This is a genomic window from Lachnoanaerobaculum sp. (assembly GCF_057250505.1).
The window spans coordinates 1-5,432 of record NZ_DBHIEQ010000058.1; the positions used below are offsets into that span (position 1 = coordinate 1).

5 protein-coding genes and 1 pseudogene are annotated in these 5,432 nt (G+C 38.5%); all 6 read right to left on the reverse strand.

What is annotated here, in order from left to right:
• Positions 1-200: 200 nt before the first annotated feature.
• Entirely contained in the window at positions 201-1,229 is a 1,029-nt protein-coding gene (locus ACO6FI_RS13075) for an RNA ligase family protein (RefSeq protein WP_485457710.1), read from the reverse strand.
• A gap of 66 nt (positions 1,230-1,295) precedes the next feature.
• Positions 1,296-2,165: an N-acetylglucosamine kinase gene (locus ACO6FI_RS13080; RefSeq protein ID WP_485457711.1), complete on the reverse strand. Its 870-nt coding sequence runs from the start codon at positions 2,163-2,165 to the stop codon at positions 1,296-1,298.
• On the reverse strand, positions 2,165-3,268 hold the full coding sequence (locus tag ACO6FI_RS13085; RefSeq protein ID WP_485457712.1) for a DUF871 domain-containing protein: 1,104 nt from the start codon (positions 3,266-3,268) through the stop codon (positions 2,165-2,167). The genes ACO6FI_RS13080 and ACO6FI_RS13085 overlap by 1 nt, the downstream gene beginning before the upstream one ends.
• A 23-nt stretch (positions 3,269-3,291) precedes the next feature.
• Positions 3,292-4,641, reverse strand: coding sequence for a PTS sugar transporter subunit IIC (locus ACO6FI_RS13090; RefSeq protein WP_298052365.1), 1,350 nt, complete (start codon positions 4,639-4,641; stop codon positions 3,292-3,294).
• A gap of 1 nt (position 4,642) precedes the next feature.
• Positions 4,643-4,954, reverse strand: a complete 312-nt coding sequence (locus tag ACO6FI_RS13095) for a PTS sugar transporter subunit IIB (RefSeq protein ID WP_314447526.1) — start codon at positions 4,952-4,954, stop codon at positions 4,643-4,645.
• 120 nt (positions 4,955-5,074) lie between these two features.
• Positions 5,075-5,432, reverse strand: a pseudogene (murQ, locus tag ACO6FI_RS13100) (N-acetylmuramic acid 6-phosphate etherase); the annotation flags it as partial.

Genomic DNA, 5,432 nt, shown 5'->3' on the forward strand with positions numbered 1-5,432 from the left:
CCTTTTGTGGGGCTTATAAAATAATTATTTTAGGACATAATCATTTATGCTTGACCGCTATATTTAAAATTAATTGTAAAACTTGTAAGCAAAATTATAGGCTATCTATTATAAAGCCCTGATATACCCTAAACAAAATTTGACTACAGCTTAGATATTGCTTTTATATCCACCGCTGCAGCCATATAAAAAGTAATTTACTACTCTTTCAAAAGATAATCGTTATTAAGAACTTTCATAGACAGCGGGCCTGCTATGGTATTTGAATACACCGCCTCTATAGGTCTTATTACAATACCTTCCTTATTCTTGCCTGAAGCGTACTTTCCCTTTGCTCTTTCCAAAAGTTCATCAACGCTTTTATATTGAAACTCTTCTTCCACTTCCTCTATCGGAACCATATTTAAGCCAAGCAGTTTACATATCTCCTCGGTCTTATATAGGGAAAGCCTTTTATTTGTGTTCATATCCGTTACTGTAAATACATACCACTCAGGCTCGGTCAGCTTCAACCTGTTTTTTTGAATGCCGGGTCCGCAAAATTCACCTTGAATAGCTATGTTGTCAAGATTATTCTCTTTTAATCTCTCTTCTATTTTATGCTTATGGGCATATTTCCACATGGCACATTTATCATCATCTGCATATTCATAATTTCTGCCGCATACGCCGAAATGTTCACCTCTTTTGTACATAGTTACACTGCAGCCGTCCATTTTAGTACTTATATAGTATCCCTTTACAGCTTTAAACTCTTCTATCAACTCGGGATATGACTGTACTCTAAGTTCATCGGTTTTTGAGATCTCACTTGGAAACTCCGCAATAACTGTACCGTCATTACTTACTCTCTCCTCTATCTCCCATTTTCTTATTCCAAGAAGCTCGGTTACATCATCTCCTATTTCATATTCACCTTCAGGAAGTATTTCTAAAGGTTGTACCAGACCCTGTGAAATCTGTCCTCTAAATTTCATGGTCTTCAGTCTGAATCCTGCTCCCATTATTTCATTCTCTTTAAAGCTGCTCGCTCTTAAGAATTCAAAGCGTTCACATACGGGAAGAAACGAATCCACTTCCATGTATACACATTTATCGCCTATGCTGAATTGATCTTTGTTTGCAACACATTGCCATCCCAATACATGTACACATTCTATCTTTTCGGCACCTTCTATAGGTGTGATATTATGTACATACTGTATGGAGGCCAATTTTCTTTTTCCCATTATTCACCTCAACATAATAAAACTTTTTCTTTATACTCATTATAACAAAGATCAATCCGCTTTACACTATACCTGTAGTATACTCCCCTTTTCAGGCGGATATATCGGTGCAATAAGTTCAATACCTTGATTCATTTCCTTTATACATTCTATGATATACTCCGACCTGAAGACTCCGCCTATATAGCTTAACTTTATTCTTTTGCCGGATTCAAAGTTTTTGCCTATCGCCTTTATATGCAAAGAAATCTCTTTAGCCGCAGCCAAAAAAATATCTCTCACACTCTCACTGTTCTCTACATACTTTGATGCGACCGCTGCCAACCCTGCAATTTTATCTCTGCTAAAGTCAGATGTAGCTATCATATTAAAGCCTATATAATCAAAATAATTCAGCACAAGATCTGATATTATACTTTTATCCAATCTGCCGTCTTCTTCCTTTAACGCTCTTGATATAAGTGCTTTTCCTATACTGTAGGCACTGCCCTCGTCACCGTATCTGTAGCCGAATCCTCCACACCTGAAAGTCTCATCACCTACCTTAGCCAAAGCAATGCTCCCGGTACCTGCAATCATAAGAATACCGTCCTCTCCCGCAAGCGCACCAAGCATTGCCGCATATGCATCTGAGTAAAGCTTAAACTCATCAAAAACCGCACCGAATTCATCTTCCAGTTTTTTTCTGTAATCTGCGTTTATACCGTATCCGCCAAGCCCTGCACCGACTTTCAAAACATAATCACTGTCATTTATATTCGCAAGTAATTTTTCTTTAGCTGTGTTAAGAACAGATACGGCTTCTTTAAAGCTTATCTGTGCCGGATGAATTGTAGCCATAGTGATTGATGCAATACTGTTCTTATCAGAATCAAAGAGGTCAAACTTTGTCTTTGTTCCGCCGCCGTCTATCCCTATATAATAAGTTTTTGTCATTATACTTCCTCTATCTTTGCTTCCTTCATCGCAAACTTCTGCCACGGTCTGATATAATCCAAAAGGAACAACTCATCCTTATCAATATGACCCACTACCGAGCTCATACCTGAATTTTCCATATCGCTTAGAGCAATCTGCAACTCACCTGCATAATGGCCGTAGAGAGAACTCTCTATTATAATATCACCTCTTTTTATAGGTACCGGATTTATCACCTCAAACTTTTCGCCCTTATACTTTACTCTGGAAGCGGTTGACCTTATAAAATTCTCAGATTTATCGCCTCTGTTAAAATGCATCTCTTTAAGTACTATAGTCCTTTCAAGTTTTGGAAGTTCCGGCAATAACTCTACATCAAAGCATACTCTGTCAAGAGGTATACATTTAATCTTCTCAAGTTCCTCATCGCTTGGATAGCAGTTTGATATGATTATATCGTCAATATCTCCAAGGGCAATCATATGCTTAAGTTGCTTGTCAATCCCCATATTTCTGTGCATTTCAAGGCTTGGCAATCCGAAATCTGTAGGCCAAGGTCCGAATGAACCTGTATTCCTCGTAGTTATAAAGGCTGCCGTATTAAGTCCGTACTTTTTAAATCTGCTTGTACAACTCTTAAAAAAGTTCAGTCCGAGTCCGCTGTAATTATGCGGATAAAAGTTGTGACATCCATAGAGATTGTACCTGTTCGGCTCATAGTTCATTATGGTGTCTATAGTGGACACATCATTTGACATATTTATCTCTATCTTCAGATTATATTCGTTGAAAGTCATCAAGGACTCTTCAAGTCCTGTAAAACCTATATCAAGCCTAAGACCGTCCGCACCTATCTCCTTAAAAAATCCCAAATCCTTATAAGAAATATTAAGCTTATCAAAAACAGCCGGTGATACATCAACTATTATTTCAAATCCCAAGCTTTTTGCATAAAGGTTAATCTCTCTAAAATCATGTATTATCTCTTCTTTTGATTTATTCACTGATAAAAGGCATGAGAAAATACGAGAAAAGCCGGAAGATCCGGCTTTCTTAATGTATTCAACAATATTTTCTACACTGTCTTTTTCAGGATAAATTGATATTCCAAGTCTACGCATAACTCTCCTTATCCTTATCTTTTTTATGCGGAAACTTCTCCGCTGTCCTCCAACTTCTTCAAGTCTGCATCATACTTATTGAAGAAAGGAAGGTAAATAAGTATTGACAATATTATCAACAGTACATTCAATATCAACGCTCTGATATCGCCGTTTGTTGCAAGGAATGCACCTATAGGTCCCGGCAAAGTCCACGGCACCGAAGCCACTACTCTGTTTACAAGTCCAAGCTCTGTTGCAATCCATGCGATTATTGCACAGATAATAGGATTGAGTACGAAAGGTATCAAAAGTACAGGGTTTAGAATGATTGGACAACCAAAAATCATCGGCTCGTTGATATTAAACAATGCAGGTACAAACGCTACCTTACCAAGTGTCTTTGCATACTGTGATCTTGATCTTAACAGAAGTAAAATTGCAAGTCCGATAGTTGTTCCTGAACCTCCGATGTAGATAAACCACTGATAGAAAGGCTCCGGAGCTATGTTTGGAATAGCTGCTCCTGCTGCAAATGCATTTGAGTTCTGCTCAAGAAGCATAAGCCAAACAGGTCTTGTAAGGCTTCCTACTACACTGCTTCCATGTATACCGAAACACCAGAAGAATGAGTCGAGGAATGTAAGAAGCAATACTGAAGGAAGTGTATCTGCAACATTTACTATAGGTCTGATAATAGAACCTACGATATCATGAACTTTTATACCGAGCCACATTGTGACTGTTGAGAAAAGAAGAAGAATGATAACTGTAGGTGTAAGTGCCTCAAAACTTCTTGCAACAGATTCAGGAACCTGTTCAGGCATTCTGATTTTAAAGCCTGACTTCTGTGTGAATCTGTAGATTTCTACAGCAATAAATGCTGAAATAATACCTACAAACATACCGTCCGAACCGATATATGACATACCCAGATGCCATCCTTCAGGAACGGCCTTAATATAATCAGCCAAAGCCTGATTGTTTGCAGCCAAGTTTGTAATTTCTTCAGTTGCCTCAGGTAATGATACAGGTACAACTGTCAAAAGAAACGCAAGCTCTGAAAGAATAGCTCCTGAAAGTCCGTCCAAATCATAGCTCTTTGCCAGTGAAAATCCGATTCCGAATACCGCATACAATGTCATAATATACATTGCCATACGATATGGAAGCAATATTCTGCCTGCGTTTGCCTTAATGAACTGTGCAATACCCCAGCTTGCCGGCATCTGGTTAGGTAAGAACGCAATTACAAGGAAAAGTGAACTTACTACTACGATCGGCAAAGTGGCGATAATACCGTCCCTTATAGCTCTTAAGTGCCTTTGCTCACTGAGCTTTGCCATTGGTGTACTTAGATTTTTGTCTAAGAATGCAGCAATTTTGTCAAACATTTTAGTTTCCTCCCGTTAACCCTTTCATTTGTGTATAAAGCTTAGGTCCGCCCAGCGGTGAATAAGCCATAGGTTCAATAAGTGCACATGGAATATTCTGTGCATCCGCTGCAGCCTTGATGTTGTCGAATCTGTGACGAATCTGCGGTGCAACCATTACACAATTCCAACCGTTCTTTACCTCATCATCAACCGCCTGAGTACCGATTGCAAGCACTTCAATATCCTCTCCGTGTTTTGCAGCCTCTTTCTTCAGGGCGTTTACAGCGATTGTTGATGACATACCGCCTGAACAAACAAATAATACCTTCATATATCTCCTTCTTTCCAAATCTGATTTTGCTTTCTTTTTATATCAGATTTTTAATTTTAATGTAAAATATTTTACCACATATCATAAGAATTTACTAAAATATTTTAAAGCATTTTCAAGCTATCTATTAGCTTTCAGCAACTTCTTTATTGTGGCACTGACATTCAACTCATTATCCGTAAGAGTCTTTCTTGCCTTCAGTGCATCCACACCTGCAAGCCCCATCACTATAGCCACTTTAACATCATATCCGGATTCCTCCAAAAGTCTTCTAGAGTTTTCCTTATCTATGCCTGTAGCTTCACTTACTATATTGAGTGCTCTGACTCTAAGCTTTTCATTGGTTGTTGCCACATCTACCATAAGATTTTGGTATACCTTGCCGATTTTTACCATAGTTGTGGTGGAAATCATATTTAACACCATCTTCTGTGCTGTTCCGGCTTTCATTCTTGTAGAACCTGTCACAGCTTCCGCT

What these genes read in the sequence shown, in the direction of transcription:
- ACO6FI_RS13080 (WP_485457711.1), bottom strand. Translation starts at nt 2,165, where the DNA reads ATGACAAAAACTTATTATATAGGGATAGACGGCGGCGGAACAAAGACA.
- ACO6FI_RS13085 (WP_485457712.1), bottom strand. Translation starts at nt 3,268, where the DNA reads ATGCGTAGACTTGGAATATCAATTTATCCTGAAAAAGACAGTGTAGAA.
- ACO6FI_RS13095 (WP_314447526.1), bottom strand. Translation starts at nt 4,954, where the DNA reads ATGAAGGTATTATTTGTTTGTTCAGGCGGTATGTCATCAACAATCGCT.
- ACO6FI_RS13075 (WP_485457710.1), bottom strand. Translation starts at nt 1,229, where the DNA reads ATGGGAAAAAGAAAATTGGCCTCCATACAGTATGTACATAATATCACA.
- ACO6FI_RS13090 (WP_298052365.1), bottom strand. Translation starts at nt 4,641, where the DNA reads ATGTTTGACAAAATTGCTGCATTCTTAGACAAAAATCTAAGTACACCA.